Here is a 22,462-nt window from a genome sequence, read left to right as displayed (position 1 = left end):
GAATCATATGCGCATCGCATACGTTCCGGTGAGAACGGGTCTGGCTGACCGGAGCCGCCAATGCGATGATCTTCGCCATGTCAGGGGTCTCGGGCGAGATCGACGTCGTGTTCCTCGGCGCCGTGGCAGAGCTGCTCGACGCCGCGGGCGTGCGCTACGAGCAGCGCGGCGCACCGGTCCGCCGCCGGGAGCGGCCCAAGCTGGGACTGTGGGTCACGCTTCCGGGCGAGGGGGCGTACGCGGTCGTGACCGTGACCGGCCTGGTGCCGCATCAGGAGGAGCCGGGCTGGCGCCGCGCCCGGTTCCCGCACGACAGTGACCCGACCGCGGGTTTCGAGGTGGCCTTCCACGAGCGCCCGTTCCGCACCCGCGGCCACCCGTTCTCGGCCGCCGCCGAACGCCGCCTCGGCGTACGCCCCGAGGATGCCGTGGCCACCGTCCGCGAATGGCTGCGCTGGCAGGACGACTGGTCGGTGCCGGTCGGTGCGCCCGACGAGGCGACCCGGGCGAGAAGACTGGCCCGGCTCGCGAAGGCCCGGACCACCAGCCGAGACCTTCCGCTCGACCTCGACCTCGACCCGGTCCTGCTCGCCTGGCTCGACCGCGACCAGGGCAACACGGCGCGGCGGCTGATCGACGAGCTCTTCCTGCCCGGCATCCGCTGGCGTTTCCCCCGCGACCTCACCGGTGACCTCAAGAGCCGCGCGACGGTCCTGCTGCACGAGTGTTCCCCGCCGACACACCCGCTGCGTAAAGGGATCTGGCTTGCGGTCGAGGGTCCGGCGCCGCGGGCGGCGCCGCGCCTGACCGTACGCCTGGTGCAAGCCTCAAGCCTTCGCGCGCAACACCGCTGGGACATGATCCCGGAGTACTGGTGTGCCGGTGGCCGCGACCTGGACACGCTCTGGGGCGTACGCCCGGGCACCGGCCGCGCGCTCATCGCCGGGGCCACCGATGCGCTGCTCGCCGGTCGCCCGCTGGAGGCGCTCGCGATGTGCGGGATCGGCGTCGATCCGCGCGCCGGGCGGCTGCTGGCCGGCCGGCCCGACAACTTCCAGCTCCGCGAGTGGACCGACCGCTGGGTGACCAACGCGGCCGGTGTGCTGAGCCGGTCGGCGCCCTGGCGCTGGCACGACGCCGTCGCCCCCGGACGGCGTCCCCGGCGGCTCGAGTCGCTGGGCGGCTACCACACGAGTCGCCGTCCCGGCCTGTTCCTCCTCCACCGAAAGGGCAGTCCCTACCTGACTTTCGACCAGAGTGCGTCCTGTTTGGTTACTCCCCGGACCGAATGGGAACGCGATCCCGACTACGACCTCGTGCGTCTCGGACTCATCGAGCGCGCCCACATCCCCCTAGGATTTCCAGATGCGATTTCTTCGTCGGGCGGGGCGCGCTGAACAGGCGTCCACGGACCTGAGCACGCTGCTGCTTCAGGGCGAAGACATGATCGGGCAGCTCGCGGAGGCACACCTTTCCTGGGGTCTCGGTTCGTCCCAGCGCTGGGAGCTGGACCAGACCAACTGCCTCCTCACGTGGTATTTCCCGGACCGGACGGCGAGCGCCCAGGCCCAGATCATCGGCACCTGGCTGCCGGCGTCGAAGTCGTGGCTGTGGGCGTGGGCCAACAACTCGATCCCGCCCGAGCTGGCCCGCGACTCGCGAGCGGTGCGCGACTGGGCCGAGGAACACGGCCACCCGTCGCTGACCGTGCCCCGGGTCGAGGCGGACAAGGAGAAGGCGGCCACGATGGCCGCCCTGGCCGTACGCATCACCGGCGCGACCGGCTTCTACCGCGGCAACGGCGCGTCGGACGCCGACCCGGTCCCGGTCTTCATCTTCGGCCCGGTCACCATCGTCGCGGGCAACGGCCGCATGTCGGTGTTCGAGATCGAGGTCAGCTAGCCGCGGCGGCGGGCGGCCTCGACCGCCGCGAAGCCGTAGTCGCGCAGGCTCCGCTCGTACGCCGCAATCGCCGGGACCACCTCGGGTCCGGCGCCGGAAAGCGCCGCCGTGAGGTTCGCGGCGTCCATCAGGGCGATGTTGGCGCCCGAACCGCCGGCCGGGCTCATCGCGTGGATCGCGTCGCCGAGCAGGGTGACCCGGCTCGGCAGCCACGCCGGGATGCGCACCGAACTGCGCACCCGCACGAGGAACGTCTCGTCGGTGGTCGCCGCGCCGAGCAGGGCGCGCACGTCGCGGTGCCAGAACCGGGTCTTCCGCCGGGCGACCGCGTGCAGCCCGGCCGGGCCGAGGCCGTCGAGCGGCGGGAACCGGTCGAGCCGTGCGGACAGGCCCCACATCAGGTAGTCGGCGGCCGGCCGGAGCCCGAACTCGGCCGGCGGCTGCCGGAACTCGACCAGCCCGGTCGCGAGTCCGACGTGACCGCCGACGATGGCGACGAAGCCGTCCCGCAGGGCCGGCGGCAGGTGCGCCCGCACCGCGTCGTCGAGAGGGGTCTTTCCGTAGATGACCCGCGTTCCGGTGTCCTCGACCGGTGCCGACGGCACCAGCGCGCGGCGGACCGCCGAGTGCACGCCGTCCGCGCCGACCAGCACGTCGGCGCGGAAAGTGCCGCCGTCCGCGAGCCGCACGGTCACGCCGTCGGCGCCGGCCTCGAACCCGGTGACCTCGCTGTCGTAACTGATCGCGTCGTCGAGGCCGCGGCTGAGGATCTCGCGCAGGGTCCCGCGGTCGACCGAGGTGCTGAACGCGGCCGGGTCGCCCTGGGTGCGGTGCCGCACCCGCAGCCGCCTGGACAGCACCGAGAACGCGTGCCCGGGCTGCCCGGCCGTGGCCAGGACGAGCTCGAACAGGCCGGGCGGCAGGCAGGCCTCGAGCGCCTGCCCGGCCCGGGTGTCGATGTGCAGGCGATAACCCTGCGGCCGACCGGCCGACCGCTCGAAGACCCTGACCTCGATGCCGGCCCGCCGCAGGCCCTGGGCCAGGCACAGCCCGCCCAGCCCGCCGCCGGCCACCGCCACCCGGAGCCCGGCCGATGCGGGCGCCCGGGTGACATCACTCGACATAACCCGCATTTTGGCAGGGCGACGCGAACCCCAGCTCCGGTCGGGCGATCCAAATCGGACGATCATCCGGAAGATCTTTCATCGGCGCCAGGGTGACACACGTGATATATCGCGTCGAGGTAATTCCGTTGAAGGTATTCCGGTCGCCAAGCAGGATGGAAAGACCGCCACCGAAACGATCAAAGGACTCCGCTGATGCGCCTGCTCCGCGACCTCTGGGCCACGTCGAGGCGTCGCACCCTCGGAGCGGCGATCCTGATCATTCTCGGCGCGGCCGGGTCGGCGGGCGCTCTCGCCCTGGCCGGCGCGGTGCTCGTCGACCGTTCGGTGACGCTGTTCGCCGTGCTCGCGGCCGCCCTGGTCGCCTCGGTGCTCAGCGACGTCTTCGTCGGCCTGGTCGCGGCCGGGCTGACCGCCGACTGGGCCGCCCGGGTGCGTCGCGGCCTCAACCGGGTCGCCTTCGGCCAGGCCCTGCCGGCCCTGGAAAACACGCCGGTCGGCGAGTTGCTCGACCGCATCGACAGCGACGTCTACCAGGTCGGTTCCGAGCTGCGCGGCAGCGGCGTGCGGATCATGCAGTCGTTCGCGGTCGCGCTGTTCTCGATCCTCACCGCGTTCGTGGTCTGGTGGCCGGCCGGCATCGCGATGCTGGTCGTCTGCTGGCTGCTCTACCTGACCTTGAACAAACCGATCCAGCGCATCTCCCCGCTGCGGATCGCCGAGGAGGAGTCCTGGTCCGACCTGGCGGCCGTGATGGAGGAGTCGATACACGGCCAGGACGACGTGCGGACGAGCCTGGCCGCGCCGTACGTCCGGCGGGTCTTCGCCCAGCGGGCGCAAGAGGTTCTCCGCCGCGGGCGCAGGGTCTGGCGCACCTCGTCGCGGGTCACCATGGGCGCCGGGTCGATCACCCGCGCGCTCATCGCCGTGCTGGTCGTCGGTGGCGCGTGGGCCCTGGTCACGGGCCACATCGACGGTGCCCGGCTGACCGCGGTCTGGCTGCTCGGGCTCGGCTTCGGCGGCACGCTCGAGCACGTCACCCGCATGGTGCCCGAGCTGCAGAACGCGCTCGGCGCCTGGAGCCGGGTGCAGCTCCTGCTGGACGTTCCGCAGGAGCCGACCGAGGGCGTCGACCCGGTCGAGGGCGACCTCGAGCTGCGGGGCCTGACGTTCCGGTACGGCGAGTCCGACAGCAACCGGCCGGCGGCCCTGCGCGACGTCAGCCTGACCTTCGCGCGCGGCCGGTCGTACGCGTTGATCGGCCGCACCGGCTCCGGCAAGTCGACGCTGGCCAAGGTGCTGACCCGCTCGGTCGACGTGCCGCGCGGCACGGTGTTCCTGGGCGGCACCGACATCAACGACATCGCGGTCGAGGGCCTGCGCCGGTGGACGGCGATCGTCCCCCAGCGCACCGAGATCCTGGCCGGCACGCTGGCCGAGAACATCGCGCTGTTCGATGCCGGGCTGCTGCCCCGGGCGTCCGACGCGGTCGAGGAACTGGGGCTGACACCGTGGGTGGCGAGCCTGCCCGACGGCATCGACACCAAGCTCGGCGAGAACGGCTACAAGCTCTCGGCCGGGCAGGAACAGCTGGTCGCGTTCGCCCGCATCCTGGTACGCCAGCCGCAGGTGGTGATCCTCGACGAGGCCACCGCCCGGATGGACCCGGTCACCGAGTCGTGGGTGCAGCGCGCCACCGACCGCCTGCTCATCGGCCGCATCGGCGTGATCGTGGCGCACCGGCTGTCCTCGGTGCAGCGCTGCGACGAGGTGGTCGTGCTGGCCGACGGCCAGGTGCTCGAGGCCGGCCCGCTGCGCGAGTCGCGCCGGTTCGCCGAGCTCATGGCCAGCAGCAACCTGCCCGTGCCGGCCCCCGCCACGGGCGGGGGCAGCGCGGTGCTGGTCGAGGAGGGCGACTGGGACACCGCCGCCCAGGTCGAGCTGAATGCCGAGTCGCTGGCCAACACGCTGCCCCCGGTCGAACCCCCGCCGCTGCCGCCCGAGCCGCGCACCCGCACGCTGCGCGAGATCGTACGGCTGGCGACCAACGACCCGCGCTACGGCCTGGCCGCGGTCGGCCTGTTCATCCTGCTGGTGCTGTTCGGGCTCGACGGGGCGATCCTGCCGCTGCTCTGGGCCGACGTGGTCGACGGGGTCGGCAGCCCGATCGTCCCGGCGGCGGTGATCGGCGGCGCGCTGCTGCTGATGATCCCGACGCTCTACTACACGGGAGCCTGGTTCCCGGAGTGGTGGGTCCGGCAGATGCTGCGGATCAGCCTGCGCCTGGTGCACGGGCAGATCGGGCCCCGGCGGATCAGCAAATACACCCCGGCCGAGGTCGTCGCCCAGGGCGGCGACACCGAGCGGGTGGTCATGCTGGCCGACAACGTGATCGACAACGTCACCAGCCTGATCATGATCGTGGCGATGACGCTGGCCTCGACCTCGTTCGTGCCGGCGCTGCTGTTCATCGCCACGATGGTCCTGTCGGGTCTGGCCGCGACGCTGTTCGGGCCGCGCCTGGAGAAGGCGGCCCGGCGCACGGTCCTGGCCCGGGCGGCGTTCGCGACCGCGCTGGTCTCGTCGCTGTCGGCGGCGCGCACGGTCAAACTGGCCGGCGCGACCGGGCCGGTCCTCGACCACCTGGCCCGGCTCGACGCGGTCCGCAGCGACCGCCAGCGCCGGGAGATCTCGATCCAGGTGTGGGCCCGCTCCACCCCGTCGATCGCGAGCGGCCTGCTGCCGATCCTGGCCTGGTCGCTCTACCTGGGCGGTCACCTCACGTCGGCGGCGACGCTTATCGCGGTGGCCACGCTCGGGTCGGCCCGGTGGTTCGCGTGGACGACGGCGTCGCTGGTCTCCCAGCTGCCGTCGGCCCGGGTGTGGACCACGCGGACCGTGGCGATGACCGGCGTGACCGAATACTCGTCGCCGGTCGCGGGCGTCGACCTGACCGAGGGCACCGCCCCGGCACCCCCGACCGCACCACGTAACCCGCTCGAGGAGCTGGAACTCCACTCGTTCAGCGCCGTGCACGAGAACGGCACGGTCGGCGTGCAGGACGTCGACCTCACCGTCTCGCGCGGCGAGCTCGTGCTCGTGCTCGGCCCGGTCGGCAGCGGCAAGTCGTCGCTGCTGCGGGCGCTCGCGGGCATCGTGCACCACACGGGCGAGCTGCGGTGGAACGGCCGGCCGGTCGACGAACCCGAGGTCTTCCTGCGGCCCAACCAGGTCGGCTACGTGGCGCAGCTCCCCCGGGTGCTGTCGGGCACGGTCGCCGACAACATCCAGCTCGGCCACGAGATCGACGCCGCCGACGCGGTCTCCACGGCCCAGCTGGAACACGACCTGGCGGCGGCCGGCGGCGGCCTGCAACTGCTGATCGGCCACAAGGGCACCCGGTTGTCCGGCGGCCAGCTCCAGCGGCTGGCCCTGGCCCGGGCGCTCGCCCCGCGCACCGAGCTGCTGATCGCCGACGACGTCTCCTCGGCCCTGGACGTGACCACGGAGCTCGACCTGTGGCGGGCCCTGCGCGCGCACGGGGTCACGGTGGTCGGCTCGACGTCCAAGCGGGCGGCGCTCGCCCAGGCCGACCGGGTGGTCGTGCTGATCGCCGGCCGGGTCGAGGATCAGGGCACCTGGCGCGACCTGCAAGACCGGTGGGGGCACCTGGCCGGCTGACCCCGCTGCGCAGCGGTTTCCCGCTGCGCAGCGGTGGATCAGTCTTCCACCCGGAAGCCCAGCTTCAGCCTCACCTGGTAGTAGGCCACGTCGCCGTCGACGACCTGGCCACGGACCTCCTGGGTCTCGAACCACTCGATGTTGCGGACGGTCTCGGCGGCCTTGGTGACCGCGGTGCGGATCGCGTCGTCGACACTGGTCGGGCTGCTGCCGACGACCTCGGTGAGCCGGTACACGTGGTTGGACATCCCAACAGGCTGTCACAGATCGGGCGGCTAGGCGGTCCTCGCTGGCGATGACATCTCGGCGACCAGGGGGACACATGACCGGACTGCGCTATCGCAGCCGAGCGGGCCGGTGGGTGCTGGCCGCCACCGTCGGCGGCTCGGTGATCGCCTCGATCGACGCCACGGTGGTGAGCATCGCGCTGCCGTCCATCGGACGCGAGTTCGGCACCGGACTGGCGACGCTGCAGTGGGTGGTCACCGCGTACACGCTGACCCTGGCCGGGCTCCTCCTGGTGGCGGGCGCCCTGGGCGACCGCTACGGCCGCCGCCGGGTTTTCACCATCGGTGTCGCCTGGTTCGCGGTGGCGTCCGTGCTGTGCGCGGTCGCACCCACCGCGGGCACCCTGGTCGCGGCCCGGGCGCTGCAGGGCGTCGGGGCGGCCCTGCTCACCCCGGGCAGCCTCGCGATCATCGAGGCCGCGTTCGTGCCGGACGACCGCAGCCGGGCGATCGGCGCCTGGTCCGGGCTCAGCGGCGTGGCCGGCGCCATCGGCCCGTTCCTCGGCGGCTGGCTCATCCAGGCCGGCTCCTGGCGACTTATCTTCGCGATCAACCTGCCGATCGCCGCCGCCGTGATCGCCATCGCCCGCCGGCACGTCCCCGAGTCCCGCGAGCCCGGCGCGGCGGGCCGGATCGACCTGGCCGGCGGGGTGCTGGTCACGCTGGGGCTGGTCGCTCTCACGTACGGCCTCATCGACGGCCCGGCGTTCGTGATCGTGGGTGCGCTGCTGCTGGCCGGGTTCGTCGGCTGGGAACGCCACGCCCGTACGCCGATGCTGCCCCTGCACCTGTTCGCGTCGCGGCAGTTCAGCGGCACCAACCTGGTGACGTTCGTCGTCTATGGAGCCCTCGGCGGCGCGCTGTTCCTCCTACCCATCGAGTTGCAGCAGGTATCGGGCTACACGCCGCTGCAGGCGGGCATCTCGCTGCTGCCGATCACCGTGCTGATGCTCGCGCTGTCGGCCCGCTCGGGCGAGCTGGCCGCCCGCATCGGCCCGCGGCTGCAGATGACCGCCGGGCCGGTGCTGGCCGGGGCGGGGCTCGCCCTGTTCACCCTGATCGGGCCGGGCGGCAGCTATCTCACCTCGGTGCTGCCGGCGGTGACGTTGCTCGGGCTCGGGCTGGCGGTCACGGTGGCGCCGCTGACCGCGACGGTGCTCGGGGCGGTCCCGGCCTCGCATGCGGGCGTGGCGTGGGCGGTCAACAACGACGTGGCCCGGGCGGCGTCGCTGATCGCGGTGGCGGTGCTGCCCGCGGCGGCGGGCATCACCGGCGCGGCCTATTTGGACCCGGGCGATTTCCAGCCCGGTTTCCAGCGTGCGGCGCTCATCTGCGGGGCGGCTTGCGTGCTGGCCGGGGTGGTCAGCGCCGCGACGATCCGCAACGACCACCGGCCCGACCGAACCGGACCGCCGCTCCGGGCGGGCGCCGGCGCCGGCCACCTGGGGACGCCACCGCGGGACTGAGACCGGCGTCGGCCGGGGGCTGAGACGCGGCTGAGAAAAGTGCGGGGCACGCATCTTTGCGGAGCCCGCAGGTTTTGCTAGGGTTCTCGCATGGGGCTCCGGGAACGCAAGAAGGCGGAGACCCGCGCCGCGCTGGCGTGGGCGGCGGTGCGGCTGATCGTGGAGCGCGGCTACGACAAGGTGCTCGTCGAAGACATCGCCGAAGAGGCCGGTGTCTCGCCGCGCACGTTCAACAACTACTTCTCCAGCAAGGCGGCCGCCGTCGCCTCCCGGCACCTCGACCGGAGCCTGCGAATGGCCGAGGGGCTGCGGGCGCGGCCGGCCGGTGAAGACCTCTGGACGGCGATCACCGAGGCGGTGGTCGCCGAGATGAACCCGGGGCCGGAGGTGACGTCCCAGCCGCGGCCCGATCGGGAGACGTGGGGTCCCGGCCTGCAGCAGATGATGGCCACGCCGGCGATCCAGGCCGAGACGCTGCGGGCGGCGGCGATCGCGGAGCAGGAACTCGCGAGGGCGGTCGGCGAGCGGGTCGGCCTCGATCCGGTCGACGACATGTACCCGGGACTGGTCGCGGCGACGGTGACCGCGGCGTTCAACGTGGCGAGCCAGCGCTATGCCTCGCTGCGCTTCTCCGGGCCGGGCGACCCCGACCGGTCGATCCGTGAGTTGCTGGTCGACGCGCTGTCTCAGGTAGCGGCGGGGCTGCCGCCGCCTGTGGACAACGGCAAGAAGTTGTCGGACCCGGGCGCTTGACTCGGCCCCACCCAGAGCAGGGGTGGGGGGCGGCTTGGGGGCCGTCGACGACAAAAAACGGCTAGAGCGATCCAATTCAGCGACCCGATTTGCTATTGGGGCGCGGCCACGTCGCGTACAAAAGAAGGGCTTTGAAATGTTTGATGTCATCATTTCCGGAGCGGGACCGAATGGCCTCATGCTCGCCTGCGAATTGGCGCTCGGCGGCATTCGGCCATTGGTCATCGAGAAATTGACGGCGCCGTCCACCGAGCAGCGGGCCAACGGCATGGTCGGCCAGGTCATTCGCATGTTGCACCGCCGCGGCCTGCTGGAACGCCTGACCGGCGACTCGAAACCGCCCGACCCGGCGGCCGAGTTCATGTTCGCCGCTTTCCCTCTGCGGCTGAACGATGTGCCCGGCAACCCGGTCTACACGGTGCTCGCTCCACAACAGAAAATCGAAGCCATGCTGGGCGAGCGGGCCCGCGAACTCGGCGTCGAGGTCCGCCGCGGGCACGAGGTCACGGGCGCCGTGCAGAAGGACGACCACGTCGAGGTCGAACTGGACGGCAACCAAACCGTCGAAACGCAATTCCTGATCGGCGCGGATGGCGGGAAAAGCATCATTCGCAAGCTCGCCGGCATCGATTTCCCGGGCCTGACCAATGATGAGACCGTGTCCCGGGTATTCGACGTGAACGTTCCCCGGAAGTTGCTGGACAAGCATGGGCTGAACGTTCCCGGTTACGGATTCATCCCGGCGTTCCTGCACCATCGCAACGAACGGGGCCTGGTTTCCTTCGCCCCGTTCCCGGACGGCCGCAAGATGATCGCGGTGAGCACGCGGGACATTCCGGAACCGGACGCGCCCTATACGTTCGAGGAATTCCGGGAGGCCCTCAACTATGTGCTCGGCACGGACCTGCCGATCAGCGAACCGGAAACTCCGAGAATGAAACGTCGCCTGAGCGGTGGCAACACCCGGCTGGCGTCGACCTATCGTGCCGGACGCATTCTCCTGGTCGGCGATGCCGCCCACGTGCATTCGGCGATCGGCGGGCCCGGGCTCAATCTCGGCCTGCAGGATGCGGTCAACCTGGGCTGGAAATTGGCGGCGACCATCAAGGGGACGGCGCCGGAATGGCTGCTCGACACCTACGAGTCGGAGCGCCGGCCGGTCGCCGAGCGGGTCATCATGCAGACGAAGGCGCAGTCGGTGCTGATCGGGCCCGGCCCCGAGGTCACCGCGCTGCGCACCCTGTTCGGCGAGTTGCTCGAGGAGCCAGCGGTGCGTGGCCGGATCGCCCGGCTGATCTCCGGCGCCGAGGTCCGCTACGAGGTGGGCGACCAGCACCCCCGGTCGGGCTATTTCGCGCCGGGCGACGTGCCGATGCACGACGGCCGCCCGGTGTTGATCGACCCGACGGGCCGGCTCGCCCGGATCGGCGAGGCCTGGCCCGGGGTGAGAATCCTGAAAGCCGGCGAACTGCCGGCGATGCTCATCCGCCCGGACGGCTATGTCGCCTGGGCGGGCGACAACGACCGGGGTCTCAAAGACGCCCTAAAGCGCTGGTTCCGATAGCACCTCGACGGCAAAGCCGGCGATCGATTCGCCCAGCACCGCCTCCATTCCGGCGATTCGGCCGTCCCGCTGGTCGACCAGGAGCAAAATCCACGGCTCGCCGGACGCATTCAGGACCGCAACCCCCAGCATCCCGTCGATAAGCGCGGGCCGGGCCGCCTGCGCCCGGCCCGCGAAGAACCGAGCCACGTCGGACGCTCCGGCGATCTGCTGCGCGGTCCCGTTCACGCCCCGGAACCGCACGTCCGGATCGAGCAGCGTCAGAAGTGTCTCGACCTCTCCGCCCCGGGCGGCCCGCAGAAAGGCGTCGACCAGTTCCCGCGAGGCACCGACGCTCGGCGGGGAAGAACCCCGGACCCGCCGGCGAGCACGGCTCGCCATCTGCCGGGCCGCGTCCGGACTACGCCCGACAATGGGCGCGATCTCGTCGAACGACACCCCGAAAAGGTCGTGCAGCACGAACGCGAGCCGCTCGGTCGGGCTCAGAGTTTCCAGTACGACGATCAGCGCAAGCCCGACCGAGTGGGCCATTTCGGCTTCCTGCTCGGGACCGGGGACGGTCGGGGCGGCCGCCTCGGCGAACACCTCGCGCCGAGACGTACGCGATCGCAGCATGTCGAGGCACACGCGCCCGACGACGGTGGTGAGCCAGGCCTCGAGGTTGTCGATGCCGTCGGAGCCGGCGCGATCGAGGCGCAGCCAGGCCTCCTGCACCGCGTCCTCGGCTTCGGCCGCCGACCCCAGCATCCGGTAGGCCACGGCACGCAGTCGCGGCCGGCGAAGCTCGAACTCGGAAGCCAGCCCGTCCATCCCAGGTCCCCTCTTTTCGGCTTAGTTGTGACCGGGGCCACAACCGTCACATCCGCGCGACGCCATCCGTCCACTGATCAGACGGAGACAGATCAGACCGAACACACGATCAGACGCAACACAGATCAGACGGAGCGGAGCGGACCGATGTGACCGCTCCAGCCAACATGAGGAAGAAGGAATCATGGGACAGGCACGGATCACCGACCCGGAAGCGAACCCTCCGGAGCTGCGCCAGGCGATCAACATGATCTACAAGGCGGCTCACTCGGCCGGGGTCGAGCCGGCCACGCTGGAGCTCGTACACCTGCGGGCCAGCCAGATCAACGGCTGCGCGCCGTGCGTCGACTCGGGCGCCAAGGCGATGCGCAAGAACGGGGAGACCGACGAGCGGCTGTTCACGGTCGCGGTGTGGCGGGAGACGCCCTACTTCACCGAGCCCGAGCGGGCCGCGCTCGCCCTCTCGGAATATGCGACTCGGCTCGCCGACCAGCCGGACCCGGTGCCGGACGAGGTCTGGAACGAGGCGGCCAAGCACTTCGACCAGAAGCAGCTGGCGGCGATCGTGCTGTGGATCGCGACGACCAACTTCTTCAACCGGCTCAACGCGGCTACGAGGACGCAGGCGCCGCAGAACTGGTGAGAAGGGTCTTGAGCACGCTGGTCACCGTGTCGGCCGGGATCGCGAACCCGACCCCGATGCTGCCGCTCGACTGCTCACTGGCTGTCGCGATCGCCACGTTGATGCCGATCACGTGACCGGAGGAGTCGACCAGCGCGCCACCCGAGTTGCCCTCGTTGATCGCGGCGTCGGTCTGGAACAGCCCGGTCAGCTTCTCGCTGCCGGTGTCGACGCTGCGGTCAAGGGCCGACACGATGCCCGACGTGACCGTGTTCTCCAGGCCGAGCGGCGCGCCGAAGGCCAGCACGGTGTCACCGACGGCGACGCTGCTGTTCGTACCGAACGTGACCGGCGTCAGACCGGTCAGGCCGGTCGCCTGCACCAGGGCCAGGTCATGCGTGGTGTCGGTGGCGACGACCTTGGCCGGCACGGTCCTACCGCTCGACAGCCGCACACTCACCGTGCCCTGCGAGTCGATCACGTGGTTGTTGGTGAGGATGAGCCCGTCCGAGCGGACGACCACGCCGGAGCCGAGCGACGTCTGGTTGTCGCCGTCGACCGTCACGGTCACGATGCTGGGCTGCACGTTCTTCACGATGGCGGCGAGGTCGGTGGTGCCGGTCGCGGTGCTGATCGGCGTCGTGGCGACGGCCGACGACGTGCTCGCGGCGCTCGGATGGCCGATCAGGTAGTGGTCGGCGAAGACGCCGCCGGCGGTGCCACCGCCGCCGATCAACGCGAGGATCGCGGCACTTCCGGCCAGGCGGCGCGGCCAGTGCCGGTCGTTCGGTTGCGCTTGCGAGGCGTACGGCGGTGAAGGAGGTGGCGGCGGCGACACGAAGTCGTGGTCGTCGCCGGGTTCGGGACGGGTGGGGCGGGTCATCAGGTCGCTCATCGCGGCGCCTCGCTCTCGTGGCTGGTAAGCCAACACTGGCGCGCCTCGTTGTCCCGAAGCAGTGAGCGGTCTGTGAGTCCCCTGAGCGCAGCGGCGCGCGATCAGGGGCGGCGAGCGACCGTCCGGGTGCCCGACTCGGTGATCTCGTGGTGCTCCTCGGAGCCGCTCACGATGCGCGACCAGCTCGACGCGAGCAGCCGCCCACCCGGCTCGAGACGCAGGTGGAAACCGCCGTACATGCCGGGGACCGGGAACCACAGCTCGGGCCGTTGGAGCTCCAGCAGCACCTCGAGCTCGGGCAGCCGCAGCTCGGGCGCGATCCCGAACTCCTGCATCCGCTGGCGGATCAGCTCGTGGAATTGCTTCTGCAACGTCTCCAGCACGTCGGCCGGGACGTCGATGCGGCGCGGCGGCTCCAGCGCGGCCAGCAGATGCTCATGTCCGCGCCGGCGGGCCACGTCGACCGGACGCTCGCCGGTCGACGTGCGCAGCGCCCGCCAGGCGCCGGCCGCGATCAGACGGTTGGCGATCTCCGGGACGACACCGCTGTCGGCCGCGCGGTGCAGCGGCGCGAACCAGGACGGCTCATCCGGGCGGGACGAGTTGACGAAGTGCGGATGCTGGCGGATGAGGTCGAAAACGGCCCACCAGTCGTACGCCTGAGCGGCCAGCGCAAGGTCGATGCGAGCACCGTTCGCCCAGCCGGGCACGGTCGCCCGCCGGGTGACTCCGTCCCAACTCTGCACCGCCATCGCGACGCAGCCTAAACGCCAGATCGGAACCGATGCCGAACGGGTACCCCCGGCGAGGCCGGGCTCAGGAGGCGGCGCGCTGCGCCAGCACGAAGATCTGGCTCTCGGGCGGACCGTCGAGCGGCGTGAAGTCGACGGTCTCGATGCTCTCGACGGTGAAACCGTGGGCCTCGACGACCGCGGCCAGGTCGGGTTCCAGATAGCCCGAGACGGTCACCGGCACGCCGAGAAACTCGAACGGCAGATTGTCACCGTCGAAGTTGACCATGCCGATGCCGAGGTAGCCGCCGGGCCTGACCCAGCCGGCCGCCTTGGCCAGCACCCGTTCGATGTCGGCCTTGCCGAGCATGAGCAGCGAGAAGAACGCGGTCGCCGCGTCGAACCGCCCGAAGTCGTCGGGCAGGTCCTTGAAGTCGGCGTGCACGAACTCAGCCGCCGGAACCTGCTCGCGGGCCAGCCTGAGCATGCCCTCGGAGATGTCGACACCGACCACCCGGTGATCGGACTCGGTCAGAATCTTCGCCGTCGGCACCCCGGTGCCGCAGCCCAGGTCGAGCACCGACGTGCCGGCCGGAAGCAGGGCACCGATCCGCTCGACGAGGGCGGCCTGGAACGGGTTGTTGCTGTGTTCGCCCTGATACTTCTCGGCGAGCTGGTCGAATACCTCCATGCGCGGCACGCTACCGACCGCACCCGGCCACCCACACCGAGAGATCGTCCTGAGTAGACGACTGATCATCTGGTTGACTGAGCCGATCGGACCGGCTAAGACCGCGGGCAAAGTGGGGTGCGGCGGCCCGGCGGGTTGGCTACGGTCCGACCGTGGCGCACACCTATCCCCCGCTGAACGTCGAAGTTCGCACACCCCGCCTGACGCTGGCCGGCGCGTCCGACGAACTGCTGGAACGGCTCGTACCGCTGGTGCGGGCGGGGATCGTCGACGCCGAGCCGTGGCCGTTGGACGACCCGCACTCGTTCTACGCCGACAGCCCCGAACGCGAATGGCGATGGCTGCGCGGCATCTGGGGCGGCCGCTCGCGCGTGAGCCCGGATTCGTGGCGGCTCTACTTCGTGGTGCTCGTCGACGGCGAACCGGTCGGCATGCAGGACCTCATCGGGCGCGATTTCACCCGATTCGGTACGGTGACCAGCTTCTCGTGGCTGGCCCCCGGCCGCCGCGGGCAGGGACTCGGCAAGGAAATGCGGGCGGCGATCCTGCACCTGGCCTTCGCCGGTCTGGGCGCACGCGAAGCCGGCAGCGACGCCTTCGTCGACAACGAAGCGTCCAACCGCATCTCCCGCGGCCTGGGCTACGAACCGAACGGCACCGACTGGGACACCCGCCGCGGCGAGGCCGCGCGGATCCAGCAGTGGCGGCTCACCCGCGACGCGTGGGAACGGGCCCGCCGGGACGACATCGAACTGTCCGGCGTCAAGGAGTGCCGGCCGGCCCTGGGCCTCGACTGATCAGGCGAAGACGTGGGTCACGCGCTCGGCGGACATCCGCGAGTCGAGGCGCGCGCGGTCCAGGTTGGCGCACAGGACGATCGACGCGCCCACCGACAGCGGCGCCAGCAGCCAGATCAGCGGATGCTCCGAGGCGGCCGCGTCGACCAGCACCCGGTCGCCCCGGCGGATACCCCGCGTCGAGGCCACGTCGGCCGCGATCGCGCCGTACTCCCCGTACGTCTCGCCGCCGACCGTCGCCCGCCCGAGCGGGTCGACCTGGGCCGGCGGCGGCGGGGACCCGAGCCACGGCCGCACCGCATCCTCGAAGTCGTCGTATCCGGGGGGCGTCGGCGACGCCGAACCGAGCCGCACGGCGAACTGGTAGGCCGCCGCGGGCACGTCGTCGAGCCAGTTGCCGATGCGGTGCTGCCGCACGAAACTGACGTCGACCATGTCACCCGCCGGGGTGAGCCCGGCCGTCGACCACCCGCGGAACGACACCTCGACCCCGGTCGCCCAGCAGCCGAGCAGGATCACCGCGGTCTGCCAGTGCGGCGGCAGCAACACGGCCGCCTGGCGCCCCGGGCCCTGCCGGCATCCGCCCACCAGCAGCGCCGACGTGGCCGCCGACCAGCGGCCCACCTCGGCCGCCGACAACCCGACCCGCTCACCCGTCGCATCGTCGTAGTACGTGATCAGGTCGTCCACGCCGACCGGAGCAACCGTCATAGCGGCCAACCCTAAACGGTCAGGCCGCCAGGTCGAGACGGTGCAACTCGCGGGCTTTCTTCGCGTACCGGGAAAGCAGATGGACCGTCCTCGGTCCGGCGATGCCGTCGGTCCGCAGACCGGTGCGGGCCTGAAAGGCCCGCACCCCGTCGACAAGGTCGGCGCCGGACGGCAGCCCCAGGTCTTCGAGCAGGCGACGCACCACGGACGGCTCGGCCGCCGGCGGCATTGCGGTCCAGCCGATCAAACCGCCGACGGCGGTGCCGACCACGCTGAGCACTCCTCGTGCGGACATCTTGGCCTCCTGCTGGTGATGGGGTATCTCCAGCATCGGGCGGCCGAGAATGTCCGACATCCGACCGAAGGCTCGACTCCGGCCCCCGGCCTCCGCCTTTCGGCCGACTCCCGTCAGGTCCGGCAGAGATTGTCTTTGGCCAGCCCGACCAGCATCCGGGCATCAGCCGGCGTCACTCCCTGCTCGACGACCCCACCGGCCGCAGCGGTCGCGCTCCGGCCCCCTTTCAGCGCGTCGCAGGCCTGCTCGCCGAGGTCCTCCACCTCCTCGTCCCTTCGGTCGAGGGCGACTTCCGGCAACCTTTGCTGCACGGCCGCCACGAACCGATCAAGGGCGGCACCACCGATCACGGCCGGGTCAGCCTTCGCCGCCGGCTTCTTCTTCGGCGCCGGCTTCTCCGGCACCGCCGCCTGCGGCGCCGGCGATTCGGCGGCCAGGGCAGGTTCGCCGCTTGCGGCTTCCCGCGGTACGCCGGTAGCAGCAGCCGCAGGCGCAACCACGGTCTCGGTTCTCGGCTCATGACCGCAGCCGGCAAGCCCGACAAGCAGGCCTAAGGCGGCAACGGTAGCAATACGGGCGAAAGGCACACGCCGACCCTAGGCTGCAACAACCGCCCCCAACCTTGCCGCGCCCACCCCCGGGTGATGACCGAACCCGCGCGGGTGAACACGCTCCCCACCGGCCGCCGCCGCGCATCCCCGCCGGCGCCCTTGGCTGCCCGCACCCCTTCGGAGCGCCGCCCGCAGCGCCGCCACGCACTGCCCGCGTCGGGGCCGCGGCCGGTCGCTCAGTCGTCGAAGGTGACGGTCACCCGGTCGGAGATCGGCGTGGACTGGCAGGTCAGGACGAAGCCCGCCGCCAACTCGCTCGGCTCCAGCGCGAAATTCCGCCGCATCGTCACCTCACCCTCGACCAGCCGGGCCCGGCACGTGCCGCAGACGCCCCCCTTGCACGCGAACGGCAGGTCCGGCCGCGACCGCTGCGCCCCTTCCAGCACCGTCGCCCCCTCGGGGACGGTCACGACGGTGGACCGGCCGTCGAGCACCACGGTGACCTCGCTGCCCGGCCCGGCCGGCGCATCTTCCGAGCGGACCGGCTCGGGCGGCGCCTCGTCGACCCAGAACAGCTCCCGGTGGATCCGCTCGGGCGGCACGCCGGCCTCGCTCAGCACCTCGGTCGCGTCGGTGACCATGCCGAACGGCCCGCACAGCCACCAGTGCTCGACGCCGGCGACGTCGAGCAGCAGCGGCAGCAGGGTGCGCAGTTTGTCCGCGTCGAGCCGACCGCTGAGCAGGTCGACCTCGCGGGCCTCCCGGGACAGCAGATGCACCAGTTCCAGCCGCGACGGGTGGGCGTCCTTCAAATCGGCCAGCTCGTCGGCGAACATCACCGTCTCGGCGCGCCGGTTGCCGTACAGGATGCTGACCTGCGCTTTCGCATTGCGCAACAGCGACGCCGCGATGGAGAGCAGCGGGGTGATCCCGGAGCCCGCCGCGATCATCACGTGCCGCCCGCCCGCCTCAAGGTCGGGCGTGAACGTGCCCGACGGCGGCGCCACCTCGACCCGGTCGCCGGCCCGCACCTCGTTGACCAGCCAGCCGGACACCAGCCCGCCGGGCACCTCGCGGACGCCGATCCGCGGCCGCGCCCCGGCCGGCGCGCAGATCGAATAGGACCGCCGCTCGTCGGCTTTCCGCACGGTCAGCGACTGCCCCGGCCGAAAGTCGAACACTGCCGCCAACTCGTCCGGCACGTCGAACGTGACCGCGACCGCGTCGCCGCACAACCTCTCGACCGCGGCGACCCGCAGCTCGTGGAACCCGCGCACCGCCACCTCAGATCTCCTTCACGTGCTCGAACGGTTCCCGGCACTCGGGGCAGCGCCGAAGCTCACGGCAGGCGGTCGCGCTGAACGCGGCGATCCGCTCGGTCTCGCGATGCCCGCAGTGGGGGCAGACCACGATCTCCGCCCGGGCGCCCAGCATCAGCGGGATCGGCCCGCTCGCCCGGCGCGGCGCCGGCCCGGGCGGCGAGATGCCCGCCGCGGCGAGCTTCGCCCGCCCGGCCTCCGAGATCCAGTCGCTGCTCCAGGCCGGGGCGAGGACCGTACGCACGTGGGCCCGCACAAACCCGGCCGTGTGCAGCGCCCCCACGATGTCGTCGCGGATCGTCTCCATGGCCGGGCACCCCGAGTACGTCGGCGTGATCGTCACGACCACGCCCTCCTCGTCCTCCCGGACGTCCCGCACGATCCCGAGGTCGCCGAGCGTCAGCATCGGCAGTTCCGGGTCGGTGACCGTGCCCACCACGTCGGCCGCGCTCACCAGGTGCTCCCCGGCAGACCCCGCGCGAGCCCCTGCATCTCCTCGAGGATCGCGACCAGCTCTTTCCCGTGCACGCCGTCGCGCCCGCCCGGAGCGCCGCCACCGAGGACCGGGTGCTGCAGCGTGGCCGCCGCCAGGACCTGATCGACGACGGCCTCGAACTCGGCCTTCGGCTCGCGCGGGTCGACCGCGACACCGACCGCGGCCAGGCGTGACTCGATCTCGTGCGGCTCGAAAAGCCCGGCCGTCAACGGCCAGACCGCCTCGAGCCCGGCCTGCATCCGGTCGTGCGACAGTTCGGTGCCGTCGCCGAGGCGGACGACCCACTGGGCCGCGTACTCGCGGTGGTAGGTCACCTCCTTCACGCCCTTGGCCGCGATCGCCGCCAGCACCGGGTCCTGCGATCCCGCGAGCCGGTCGAACAGCGCCAGCTTCCACGTCGAGAAGATCAGCAACCGGGCCACGAGCTGCGCGAAGTCGGCGTCCTCCCACTCGGCCAGCGCAACGTGCCGGAACTCGCCCGGGTCGCGCAGGTAGGCCAGCGCGTCCTCGCCTCGCCCGGCCCCTTCGACCTCGCCGGCCCGGGTGAACAGCAGCCGCGCCTGCCCGAGGAGGTCGAGCGCGATGTTGGCGATCGCCAGCTCGTCCTCCAGCTCGGGCGCGCGGGTCACCCACTGCTGCAGCCGATGCGACATGATCAGCGCGTCGTCGCCGAGCATCAAGCAGTACGTCACCAGGTCGCCCCGGTCCACATCGGAAGGCACTTCGGTCGGCACCCCGGCCATCGGGTCGGAGAACCCCGTCCCGTACGCCCAGCGCGCATCGTCGTCGTGATCGGTCAGCGCTTCGTACGCGTCGTCGAAGGACATGGCCGCCTCAGATGTGCGGAACGGAGTCGGGGATGGAGTAGTACGTCGGGTGGCGGTACATCTTGTCGCCGCTCGGCGCGAAGAACGCGTCCTTGTCGTCCGGCCCGGACGACACCACGTCGTCGGAGCGCACGACCCAGATGCTCACGCCCTCGTTGCGCCGCGTGTACAGGTCGCGGGCGTGGTGCAGCGCCATCTGGTGGTCGGCCGCTCGCAGGGAGCCGACGTGCACGTGGTTGAGTCCCCGCTTGGCCCGCACGAACACTTCGAACAGCGGCCACTCGTGCTTGATCTCGTCGCTCATCGGTGAGCTCCTTCCCGCTGTTTGCGCGCGTGCGCGGCGGCGGCCTCGCGCACCCAGGCTCCCTCGTCGTCGGCGCGCTTGCGGTGCGCGATCCGTTCCCGGTTCAGCGGCCCGCTGCCGGCGACGACCTTCTTGAACTCGACCCAGTCGATCTCACCGAAGTCGTAGTGCTCCCGCTCGGCGTTCCACCTCAGCGCCGAGTCGGGCAGGCTCACACCGAGCCCCTCGGCCTGCGGCACGCTCATGTCGACGAACCGCTGCCGCAGGTCGTCGTTGCTGTGCCGCTTGATCCGCCAGGCCATCGACTGCGCGCTGTTCGGCGAGTCGGCGTCGGGCGGCCCGAACATCATCAGCGACGGCCACCACCAGCGGTTGACCGCGTCCTGCACCATGTCGCGCTGCTCGTCGCTGCCGCGCATCATGGTCATCAGCAGCTCGTAGCCCTGCCGCTGATGGAAGGACTCCTCCTTGCAGATGCGGATCATCGCCCGCGCGTACGGCCCGTAGGAGCTGCGGCACAGCGGCACCTGGTTGCAGATCGCGGCGCCGTCGACCAGCCAGCCGATCACGCCGACGTCGGCGAACGAGAGCGTCGGGTAGTTGAAGATCGAGGAGTATTTCTGCCGTCCTTCGATCAGCCGCCGGGTGAGGTCACCCCGGTCGACGCCGAGCGTCTCGGCCGCCGAGTACAGGTAGAGCCCGTGCCCGGCCTCGTCCTGCACCTTGGCGAGCAGGATCGCCTTGCGGCGCAGCGAGGGCGCCCGGGTGATCCAGGCCCCTTCCGGCTGCATGCCGATGATCTCGGAGTGCGCGTGCTGCGCGATCTGCCGGATCATCGTCTTGCGGTAGCCGTCCGGCATCCAGTCGCGCGGCTCGACCCGCTGGTCCTTCTCGATCGTCTCGGCGAACGTGCGCTCGCCGGTCGCGAGGTCGGTCATGACGCCTCCCAGGTGAAGAACCCGATACCGGTCTTGCGGCCCAGCTCACCGCGGGCCACCTTGTCGCGCAGCAGCCGCGGCGGTGCGAACCGTTCCCCCAGCTCACGATGCAGGTGCTCGGCGATCGCGAGCCGCACGTCGAGGCCGACCAGGTCGGTGGAGCGCAGCGGACCCATCGGGTGCCGATAGCCCAGCTCCATCGCACGGTCGATCGCCGCGGCGTCGGCCACGCCCTCTTCCAGCATGCGGATCGCCTCCAGCCCGAGCAGCACGCCGAGGCGGCTGGTCGCAAACCCCGGCGAGTCACGGACAACAACTTCCGTCTTACCCAGCCCGGCGACCCACGCACGCGCCGCTTCGCGCGCGCTTCCGTCCGTACGCGGCCCGACGACGATCTCGACCAGCGCGCTGGCCGGCACCGGGTTGAAAAAATGCATGCCCAGGAACCGCTCGGGCCTCTGCAACCCCTCGGCCAGGCCGGCGACCGAAAGTGAACTGGTGTTGGTCGCCAGCACCGTCCCCTCACCGACCGACCGCTCGGCCGCGGCCAGCACCCGCACCTTCAGCGCCGCATCTTCCGGCACCGCCTCGACCACAAGGTCGGCGTCGGCCGGCAGCCCGCTGACATCGTCGATCAGCACAAGCCGCTCGAGCACGGCGTCCGGCGACTCGCTCAGCTTGCCCTTCTCCCCGGCCCGCAACAGCCCCATGGCAACCCGGTCCCGCGACGCGATCGCAGCCGCCCGATCCTGCTCGACCAGGCACACCACCGCCCCGGCAACGGCGAACACCTGCGCAATCCCGGCCCCCATCCGCCCACCACCAACCACCCCGACAATCTTGGGCACAGCCGACGCCCCCGACGCCGCCGAGGCCGCCGAGGCCGTTGAGGCCGCCGACGCAGGCGAGGACGCCGACGCAGGCGACGCAGGCGAGGACGCCGACCCAGCTGAGGCCGCCGGCTTCGCCGCATCGACCGACTCAGAGCCCGCCACAGAATCAGCCGGCCCGGTCGATGCAGCCGGCTCCGACCTATCAGGGGTGCTGGACACGCCGGCAGCAAACGGCGTGGCCAACCCAGCCGGCCCGCCACTACCCGCTCTGCCAGACCCCGCCGGGCCGACCCCCGCAACAGATGCGGAAAGCCCGGCGGACCCAACCGGCTCCGCATCACCCGACGCGCGGCCAGACCCTGTCGGCACGACCCCCTCGCCGGACGCAGACACGATGGCCGACCTAGCCAACTCCACACGGCCGGAGGCGCCGCCTGACCCCCTTGGCACGACACCCGCACCAGACGCAGGCAGGACGGTCGGCCCAATGAGCTCCAGACCACCGGAGGCGCCGCCAGACCCCCTCGGCACGACCGCCGCACCAGACGCAGACAGGACCGCCGACCCGGGCTCCACACCACCAGAGGCGCCGCCAGACCCGCCCGCAACGACCAGCGACTCAACCGCCTCGGCACCAGCGGACGCGCTGCCCCACCCGGGCGCCACGGCCCCCGCCAAAACAGACGCGATGGCCGGCCCAGCCGGCTCCGGCCCACCGGGCGTGCCACCGGACCAGGCCGACGCGGGCGCGGGAGACCCGGCCGTGGCCGAGCTTCTTGCCGGAGTTGCCAGCGCATCGGCCGCAGCCGCCAAGGTTGGAAGCGCTCCGACAAGCGGGGTGAGTGCTGCAGGAACCGGCGGGGTC

At 71.5% G+C, this 22,462-nt stretch carries 23 protein-coding genes; 8 read left to right on the top strand and 15 right to left on the bottom strand.

The window, feature by feature from the left end; translation table 11 throughout:
- Nucleotides 1-77: 77 nt before the first annotated feature.
- Together ACIA5C_RS40950 and ACIA5C_RS40945 are read left to right on the top strand one after the other, a co-directional pair.
- Nucleotides 78-1,397: a hypothetical protein gene (locus ACIA5C_RS40950; RefSeq protein WP_396065180.1), complete on the top strand. Its 1,320-nt coding sequence runs from the start codon at nucleotides 78-80 to the stop codon at nucleotides 1,395-1,397.
- Nucleotides 1,366-1,902, top strand: a complete 537-nt coding sequence (locus ACIA5C_RS40945; RefSeq protein WP_396065178.1) for a DUF6882 domain-containing protein — start codon at nucleotides 1,366-1,368, stop codon at nucleotides 1,900-1,902. Before ACIA5C_RS40950 ends, ACIA5C_RS40945 begins: the two co-directional genes overlap by 32 nt.
- Here ACIA5C_RS40945 and ACIA5C_RS40940 read toward each other — a convergent pair.
- A complete protein-coding gene (locus ACIA5C_RS40940; RefSeq protein WP_396065176.1) occupies nucleotides 1,899-3,026 on the bottom strand; it encodes an FAD-dependent oxidoreductase in 1,128 nt (375 codons plus the stop codon). The two genes, ACIA5C_RS40945 and ACIA5C_RS40940, sit on opposite strands and share 4 nt — an antisense overlap.
- Before the next feature lie 195 nt (nucleotides 3,027-3,221).
- Here ACIA5C_RS40940 and ACIA5C_RS40935 point away from each other — a divergent pair, with 195 nt between their 5' ends.
- Nucleotides 3,222-6,707, top strand: a complete 3,486-nt coding sequence (locus ACIA5C_RS40935) for an ATP-binding cassette domain-containing protein (RefSeq protein ID WP_396065174.1) — start codon at nucleotides 3,222-3,224, stop codon at nucleotides 6,705-6,707.
- Between the two features lie 38 nt (nucleotides 6,708-6,745).
- Here ACIA5C_RS40935 and ACIA5C_RS40930 read toward each other — a convergent pair whose 3' ends face one another.
- A complete protein-coding gene (locus tag ACIA5C_RS40930) occupies nucleotides 6,746-6,955 on the bottom strand; it encodes a dodecin (protein WP_396065172.1) in 210 nt (69 codons plus the stop codon).
- 74 nt (nucleotides 6,956-7,029) lie between these two features.
- Between ACIA5C_RS40930 and ACIA5C_RS40925 the strand changes: the two genes are divergently transcribed.
- The 3 genes from ACIA5C_RS40925 (at nucleotide 7,030) to ACIA5C_RS40915 (ending at nucleotide 10,777) form a co-directional block, all read left to right on the top strand.
- On the top strand, nucleotides 7,030-8,460 hold the full coding sequence (locus ACIA5C_RS40925) for an MFS transporter (RefSeq protein ID WP_396065170.1): 1,431 nt from the start codon (nucleotides 7,030-7,032) through the stop codon (nucleotides 8,458-8,460).
- A 90-nt stretch (nucleotides 8,461-8,550) separates the two neighbouring features.
- The gene (locus ACIA5C_RS40920; protein ID WP_396065168.1) at nucleotides 8,551-9,213 is read left to right on the top strand and encodes a TetR/AcrR family transcriptional regulator; all 663 of its coding nucleotides are present in this window, start codon (nucleotides 8,551-8,553) and stop codon (nucleotides 9,211-9,213) included.
- Between the two features lie 136 nt (nucleotides 9,214-9,349).
- Nucleotides 9,350-10,777 carry an FAD-dependent monooxygenase gene (locus tag ACIA5C_RS40915; protein WP_396065166.1) on the top strand — a complete coding sequence of 476 codons (1,428 nt, stop codon included), beginning with the start codon at nucleotides 9,350-9,352 and terminating at the stop codon, nucleotides 10,775-10,777.
- Here ACIA5C_RS40915 and ACIA5C_RS40910 read toward each other — a convergent pair.
- Nucleotides 10,757-11,587: a sigma-70 family RNA polymerase sigma factor gene (locus ACIA5C_RS40910; RefSeq protein WP_396065164.1), complete on the bottom strand. Its 831-nt coding sequence runs from the start codon at nucleotides 11,585-11,587 to the stop codon at nucleotides 10,757-10,759. The genes ACIA5C_RS40915 and ACIA5C_RS40910 overlap by 21 nt on opposite strands.
- Nucleotides 11,588-11,771: 184 nt before the next feature.
- On the opposite strand from ACIA5C_RS40910, the gene ACIA5C_RS40905 reads away from it, so the two are divergent.
- The gene (locus ACIA5C_RS40905) at nucleotides 11,772-12,230 is read left to right on the top strand and encodes a carboxymuconolactone decarboxylase family protein (protein WP_396065162.1); all 459 of its coding nucleotides are present in this window, start codon (nucleotides 11,772-11,774) and stop codon (nucleotides 12,228-12,230) included.
- Here ACIA5C_RS40905 and ACIA5C_RS40900 read toward each other — a convergent pair.
- The 3 genes from ACIA5C_RS40900 to ACIA5C_RS40890 form a co-directional block, all read right to left on the bottom strand.
- Nucleotides 12,199-13,104, bottom strand: a complete 906-nt coding sequence (locus ACIA5C_RS40900; RefSeq protein WP_396065160.1) for a S1C family serine protease — start codon at nucleotides 13,102-13,104, stop codon at nucleotides 12,199-12,201. The two genes, ACIA5C_RS40905 and ACIA5C_RS40900, sit on opposite strands and share 32 nt — an antisense overlap.
- A 101-nt stretch (nucleotides 13,105-13,205) precedes the next feature.
- Complete coding sequence (locus ACIA5C_RS40895) at nucleotides 13,206-13,856, bottom strand: hypothetical protein (RefSeq protein WP_396065158.1); 651 nt, start codon at nucleotides 13,854-13,856, stop codon at nucleotides 13,206-13,208.
- A 64-nt stretch (nucleotides 13,857-13,920) separates the two neighbouring features.
- Nucleotides 13,921-14,526, bottom strand: a complete 606-nt coding sequence (locus ACIA5C_RS40890; RefSeq protein WP_396065156.1) for a class I SAM-dependent methyltransferase — start codon at nucleotides 14,524-14,526, stop codon at nucleotides 13,921-13,923.
- Nucleotides 14,527-14,678: 152 nt separating this feature from the next.
- On the opposite strand from ACIA5C_RS40890, the gene ACIA5C_RS40885 reads away from it, so the two are divergent.
- On the top strand, nucleotides 14,679-15,323 hold the full coding sequence (locus ACIA5C_RS40885) for a GNAT family N-acetyltransferase (protein ID WP_396065154.1): 645 nt from the start codon (nucleotides 14,679-14,681) through the stop codon (nucleotides 15,321-15,323).
- On the opposite strand, the gene ACIA5C_RS40880 is transcribed toward ACIA5C_RS40885, so the two are convergent.
- From ACIA5C_RS40880 to ACIA5C_RS40840, 9 genes are all read right to left on the bottom strand, one after another.
- Nucleotides 15,324-16,034: a TIGR03089 family protein gene (locus ACIA5C_RS40880; RefSeq protein WP_396065152.1), complete on the bottom strand. Its 711-nt coding sequence runs from the start codon at nucleotides 16,032-16,034 to the stop codon at nucleotides 15,324-15,326.
- 19 nt (nucleotides 16,035-16,053) lie between these two features.
- Entirely contained in the window at nucleotides 16,054-16,389 is a 336-nt protein-coding gene (locus ACIA5C_RS40875) for a peptidoglycan-binding protein (protein WP_396065150.1), read from the bottom strand.
- A 53-nt stretch (nucleotides 16,390-16,442) separates the two neighbouring features.
- Nucleotides 16,443-16,916 (bottom strand): DUF732 domain-containing protein, encoded by a 474-nt coding sequence (locus tag ACIA5C_RS40870; RefSeq protein WP_396065148.1) that lies wholly within the window; start codon nucleotides 16,914-16,916, stop codon nucleotides 16,443-16,445.
- 200 nt (nucleotides 16,917-17,116) lie between these two features.
- Nucleotides 17,117-18,163, bottom strand: a complete 1,047-nt coding sequence (gene paaE / locus ACIA5C_RS40865) for a 1,2-phenylacetyl-CoA epoxidase subunit PaaE (RefSeq protein ID WP_396065146.1) — start codon at nucleotides 18,161-18,163, stop codon at nucleotides 17,117-17,119.
- 1 nt (nucleotide 18,164) lies between these two features.
- Nucleotides 18,165-18,656, bottom strand: a complete 492-nt coding sequence (gene paaD / locus ACIA5C_RS40860; protein WP_396065268.1) for a 1,2-phenylacetyl-CoA epoxidase subunit PaaD — start codon at nucleotides 18,654-18,656, stop codon at nucleotides 18,165-18,167.
- The gene (gene paaC, locus ACIA5C_RS40855) at nucleotides 18,650-19,522 is read right to left on the bottom strand and encodes a 1,2-phenylacetyl-CoA epoxidase subunit PaaC (RefSeq protein WP_396065144.1); all 873 of its coding nucleotides are present in this window, start codon (nucleotides 19,520-19,522) and stop codon (nucleotides 18,650-18,652) included. Before paaC ends, paaD begins: the two co-directional genes overlap by 7 nt.
- 7 nt (nucleotides 19,523-19,529) lie before the next feature.
- Nucleotides 19,530-19,826 (bottom strand): 1,2-phenylacetyl-CoA epoxidase subunit PaaB, encoded by a 297-nt coding sequence (paaB, locus tag ACIA5C_RS40850; protein WP_396065142.1) that lies wholly within the window; start codon nucleotides 19,824-19,826, stop codon nucleotides 19,530-19,532.
- Nucleotides 19,823-20,764: a 1,2-phenylacetyl-CoA epoxidase subunit PaaA gene (gene paaA / locus ACIA5C_RS40845; protein ID WP_396065140.1), complete on the bottom strand. Its 942-nt coding sequence runs from the start codon at nucleotides 20,762-20,764 to the stop codon at nucleotides 19,823-19,825. The genes paaB and paaA overlap by 4 nt, the downstream gene beginning before the upstream one ends.
- Nucleotides 20,761-21,612, bottom strand: coding sequence for a 3-hydroxyacyl-CoA dehydrogenase family protein (locus ACIA5C_RS40840; RefSeq protein WP_396065138.1), 852 nt, complete (start codon nucleotides 21,610-21,612; stop codon nucleotides 20,761-20,763). The genes paaA and ACIA5C_RS40840 overlap by 4 nt, the downstream gene beginning before the upstream one ends.
- Nucleotides 21,613-22,462: the final 850 nt, after the last annotated feature.

Source organism: Actinoplanes sp. NPDC051343 (assembly GCF_044455125.1).
In the GTDB taxonomy this organism is placed as follows: domain Bacteria; phylum Actinomycetota; class Actinomycetes; order Mycobacteriales; family Micromonosporaceae; genus Actinoplanes.
This window is presented reverse-complemented; position numbering and strand designations above follow the sequence as displayed.

Coding starts and splice junctions, on each gene's coding strand:
- ACIA5C_RS40900 (WP_396065160.1), bottom strand. CDS start 13,104: ATGAGCGACCTGATGACCCGCCCCACCCGTCCCGAACCCGGCGACGAC.
- ACIA5C_RS40880 (WP_396065152.1), bottom strand. CDS start 16,034: ATGACGGTTGCTCCGGTCGGCGTGGACGACCTGATCACGTACTACGAC.
- ACIA5C_RS40940 (WP_396065176.1), bottom strand. CDS start 3,026: ATGTCGAGTGATGTCACCCGGGCGCCCGCATCGGCCGGGCTCCGGGTG.
- ACIA5C_RS40925 (WP_396065170.1), top strand. CDS start 7,030: ATGACCGGACTGCGCTATCGCAGCCGAGCGGGCCGGTGGGTGCTGGCC.
- ACIA5C_RS40920 (WP_396065168.1), top strand. CDS start 8,551: ATGGGGCTCCGGGAACGCAAGAAGGCGGAGACCCGCGCCGCGCTGGCG.
- ACIA5C_RS40875 (WP_396065150.1), bottom strand. CDS start 16,389: ATGTCGGACATTCTCGGCCGCCCGATGCTGGAGATACCCCATCACCAG.
- ACIA5C_RS40890 (WP_396065156.1), bottom strand. CDS start 14,526: ATGGAGGTATTCGACCAGCTCGCCGAGAAGTATCAGGGCGAACACAGC.
- ACIA5C_RS40905 (WP_396065162.1), top strand. CDS start 11,772: ATGGGACAGGCACGGATCACCGACCCGGAAGCGAACCCTCCGGAGCTG.
- ACIA5C_RS40935 (WP_396065174.1), top strand. CDS start 3,222: ATGCGCCTGCTCCGCGACCTCTGGGCCACGTCGAGGCGTCGCACCCTC.
- paaA (WP_396065140.1), bottom strand. CDS start 20,764: ATGACCGACCTCGCGACCGGCGAGCGCACGTTCGCCGAGACGATCGAG.
- paaB (WP_396065142.1), bottom strand. CDS start 19,826: ATGAGCGACGAGATCAAGCACGAGTGGCCGCTGTTCGAAGTGTTCGTG.
- ACIA5C_RS40915 (WP_396065166.1), top strand. CDS start 9,350: ATGTTTGATGTCATCATTTCCGGAGCGGGACCGAATGGCCTCATGCTC.
- paaC (WP_396065144.1), bottom strand. CDS start 19,522: ATGTCCTTCGACGACGCGTACGAAGCGCTGACCGATCACGACGACGAT.
- ACIA5C_RS40930 (WP_396065172.1), bottom strand. CDS start 6,955: ATGTCCAACCACGTGTACCGGCTCACCGAGGTCGTCGGCAGCAGCCCG.
- ACIA5C_RS40950 (WP_396065180.1), top strand. CDS start 78: ATGTCAGGGGTCTCGGGCGAGATCGACGTCGTGTTCCTCGGCGCCGTG.
- ACIA5C_RS40910 (WP_396065164.1), bottom strand. CDS start 11,587: ATGGACGGGCTGGCTTCCGAGTTCGAGCTTCGCCGGCCGCGACTGCGT.
- ACIA5C_RS40945 (WP_396065178.1), top strand. CDS start 1,366: ATGCGATTTCTTCGTCGGGCGGGGCGCGCTGAACAGGCGTCCACGGAC.
- ACIA5C_RS40895 (WP_396065158.1), bottom strand. CDS start 13,856: ATGGCGGTGCAGAGTTGGGACGGAGTCACCCGGCGGGCGACCGTGCCC.